The sequence below is a fragment of the Aquitalea palustris genome (genome assembly GCF_003693445.1).
GTDB classification, from domain to species: domain Bacteria; phylum Pseudomonadota; class Gammaproteobacteria; order Burkholderiales; family Chromobacteriaceae; genus Aquitalea; species Aquitalea palustris.
In genome coordinates this window covers 1-2,556 of the sequence record NZ_RFAR01000162.1, presented here as the reverse complement: position 1 = coordinate 2,556, position 2,556 = coordinate 1, and the positions used below count along the sequence as shown (strand labels likewise).

Below are 2,556 nucleotides of genomic sequence, written 5' to 3'. Positions count from 1 at the left end.
TCCCTTACCAAGGGAGTGCTCTACCCCTGAGCTACATGAGCCCTGAACTCTTCAGAAGCCTACTTTCGGGTACACCATCTGCGTAGGATACAGACCACTGGGCAGTGGTTTGCGATTAAGCCTTGCGGCACCTACGGTCTTTGACAATCCGGCAAGCAAGCTTGCCAGCCCAAAGCCAATGGCAAGGCGGCGAGCCGCCCTGCCTCACTCGCGTCAGCTTAGGCGCTGATCGAGCTGGTATCTACACGAGCGCCAATACCCATGGTGCTGGATACGGCGATCTTTTTCAGATACACACCCTTGGAAGCTGCCGGCTTGGCTTTCACCAGGGCATCAACCAGTGCAGTGAAGTTTTCACGCAGCGCATCGGCTTCGAAAGAAGCGCGACCGATGGTGGCGTGAATGATACCTGCCTTGTCGGTACGGTATTGAACCTGACCGGCCTTGGCGTTCTTCACGGCTTCGGCAACGTTCGGGGTAACAGTACCAACCTTCGGGTTCGGCATCAGGCCACGCGGGCCGAGGATTTGACCCAACTGGCCAACAACGCGCATTGCATCCGGGGAAGCAATTACAACGTCGAAGTCCAGGTTGCCAGCTTTTACTTGCTCGGCCAGGTCGTCGAAACCGACAACTTCAGCACCGGCAGCCTTGGCGGCTTCGGCGTTGGCGCCTTGAGCAAATACAGCAACGCGTACCGACTTACCAGTACCACGCGGCAGCACAACCGAACCACGAACCACCTGGTCGGATTTACGCGGATCAACACCCAGATTGATGGCGATATCGATCGACTCATCAAACTTGGCGGTAGCTGCGGTCTTAACCAGAGCAATTGCCTCTTCAACAGCGTACAGCTTGTTGCGATCAACAGTTGCCTTCAGGGTTTGCAGGCGCTTGGAAATCTTGGCCATTTACACACCCTCCACTTCAAGACCCATCGAGCGGGCGGAGCCGGCGATGGTGCGTACAGCAGCGTCCAGATCAGCAGCGGTCAGATCCGGCTGCTTGGTCTTGGCGATTTCTTCCAGCTGAGCACGGCTTACCTTGCCTACCTTGTCGGTATGCGGCTTGGCGGAACCGGACTTGATGCCAGCAGCCTTCTTCAGCAGAATGGTCGCCGGCGGCGTCTTCATGATGAAGGTGAAGGACTTGTCTGCATAAGCAGTGATCACAACCGGAATCGGCAGACCCGGCTCGATGCCTTGAGTCTGGGCGTTGAACGCCTTGCAGAATTCCATGATGTTCAGACCACGCTGACCAAGAGCCGGACCGATCGGAGGAGACGGGTTGGCCTTACCAGCGGGCACTTGCAGCTTTACATAGCCGACAATTTTCTTTGCCACGTTTAAAACTCCTAAAATGGGTATAGCGCGAGCGTGCACTCGCTTCCCGGACGAAAGCGCAACAGTATATACGCTTACCAACTAACTGCCAAGCAGAATTACAGCTTTTCTACCTGACTGAATTCCAGCTCAACCGGCGTGTCGCGACCAAAGATCTGCACAGACACACGCAACTTGTTGCGCTCGTAATTAACCTCATCCACCGAGCCATTGAAGTCATTGAAAGGACCGTCGATAACGCGAACCTTCTCACCCACTTCAAACAGCACTTTCGGCTTCGGCTTTTCCACACCCTCTTGCATCTGCTGCATGATGGCCTCGACTTCCTTCTTGGAAATCGGCGCCGGGCGGTTAGCCGTACCACCAACAAAACCAGTCACCTTGGGAGTACTTTTCACCAGGTGCCAGGTATCGTCGGTCATATCCATTTCAACCAGCACATAACCGGGGAAGAACTTGCGCTCAGTAATGGAGCGGCGACCGTTCTTGACGTCCACCACCTCTTCGACCGGAACAAGGATCTGGCCAAACAGGTCAGCAACCTCGGAACGCTCGATGCGCTCACGCAGCGCTTTCTGCACACTCTTCTCAAAACCAGAATAAGCATGCACAACATACCAGCGCTTTGCCATTATCTACCTCGACCAAGAATTACATCGTAAAACAACCAGGACAGACCCGAATCCACCATCCACATGAACAGGGCCAATACCAGAACAAAGACGAAAACCATGCCGGTCATTTGCATGGCTTCTTTGCGCGTCGGCCACACGACCTTGCGCGCCTCGACCAGCGAGTCATTGGCATAGGCAACAAAATCCTTGCCCGGATGCGACAGCCACACCGCACCTGCCGCCAGCACGACGCCAGCAATGAATGCCAGTGCGCGCAATACACCCTGATCTTCAGGAATCATGTAGAAGCCAACAACACCGGCCACTACCAGCAGACCGGCCAGAGCCAGCTTGAGTTTATCTTGCATTTCCATGTGTGGAATGTTCTCTGCGCGTATGCGACAAAAGACCAACCGGCGCAAAGCGCCGGCTGGTCTTAATTGGCAGGCCAGGAGGGTCTCGAACCCCCAACCCTCGGTTTTGGAGACCGATACTCTACCAATTGAGCTACTGGCCTATAAACCTATTAATCAAGCAATAATTTTTGCTACCACGCCAGCGCCAACAGTACGGCCGCCTTCACGGATGGCGAAACG

The 2,556-nt window shown here is 54.9% G+C and carries 5 protein-coding genes and 1 tRNA gene; all 6 read right to left on the bottom strand.

Annotated elements, in window-relative coordinates:
* Positions 1 to 218: 218 nt before the first annotated feature.
* Positions 219 to 914, bottom strand: a complete 696-nt coding sequence (gene rplA / locus EAY64_RS20175; RefSeq protein WP_103526519.1) for a 50S ribosomal protein L1 — start codon at positions 912 to 914, stop codon at positions 219 to 221.
* The gene (rplK, locus tag EAY64_RS20170) at positions 915 to 1,346 is read right to left on the bottom strand and encodes a 50S ribosomal protein L11 (RefSeq protein WP_059287632.1); all 432 of its coding nucleotides are present in this window, start codon (positions 1,344 to 1,346) and stop codon (positions 915 to 917) included. It abuts the gene before it with no gap.
* 98 nt (positions 1,347 to 1,444) lie between these two features.
* Entirely contained in the window at positions 1,445 to 1,978 is a 534-nt protein-coding gene (gene nusG / locus EAY64_RS20165; RefSeq protein ID WP_059287633.1) for a transcription termination/antitermination protein NusG, read from the bottom strand.
* Positions 1,978 to 2,334 carry a preprotein translocase subunit SecE gene (gene secE, locus EAY64_RS20160; protein ID WP_103526518.1) on the bottom strand — a complete coding sequence of 119 codons (357 nt, stop codon included), beginning with the start codon at positions 2,332 to 2,334 and terminating at the stop codon, positions 1,978 to 1,980. Before secE ends, nusG begins: the two co-directional genes overlap by 1 nt.
* Positions 2,335 to 2,401: 67 nt before the next feature.
* Positions 2,402 to 2,477, bottom strand: a tRNA-Trp gene (locus EAY64_RS20155).
* A 13-nt stretch (positions 2,478 to 2,490) separates the two neighbouring features.
* Positions 2,491 to 2,556: EF-Tu C-terminal domain-related protein (locus tag EAY64_RS20150; RefSeq protein ID WP_199734358.1), on the bottom strand; the 66-nt coding region annotated here is incomplete at its 5' end.

What these genes read in the sequence shown, in the direction of transcription:
- secE (WP_103526518.1), bottom strand. Translation starts at nt 2,334, where the DNA reads ATGGAAATGCAAGATAAACTCAAGCTGGCTCTGGCCGGTCTGCTGGTA.
- rplA (WP_103526519.1), bottom strand. Translation starts at nt 914, where the DNA reads ATGGCCAAGATTTCCAAGCGCCTGCAAACCCTGAAGGCAACTGTTGAT.
- nusG (WP_059287633.1), bottom strand. Translation starts at nt 1,978, where the DNA reads ATGGCAAAGCGCTGGTATGTTGTGCATGCTTATTCTGGTTTTGAGAAG.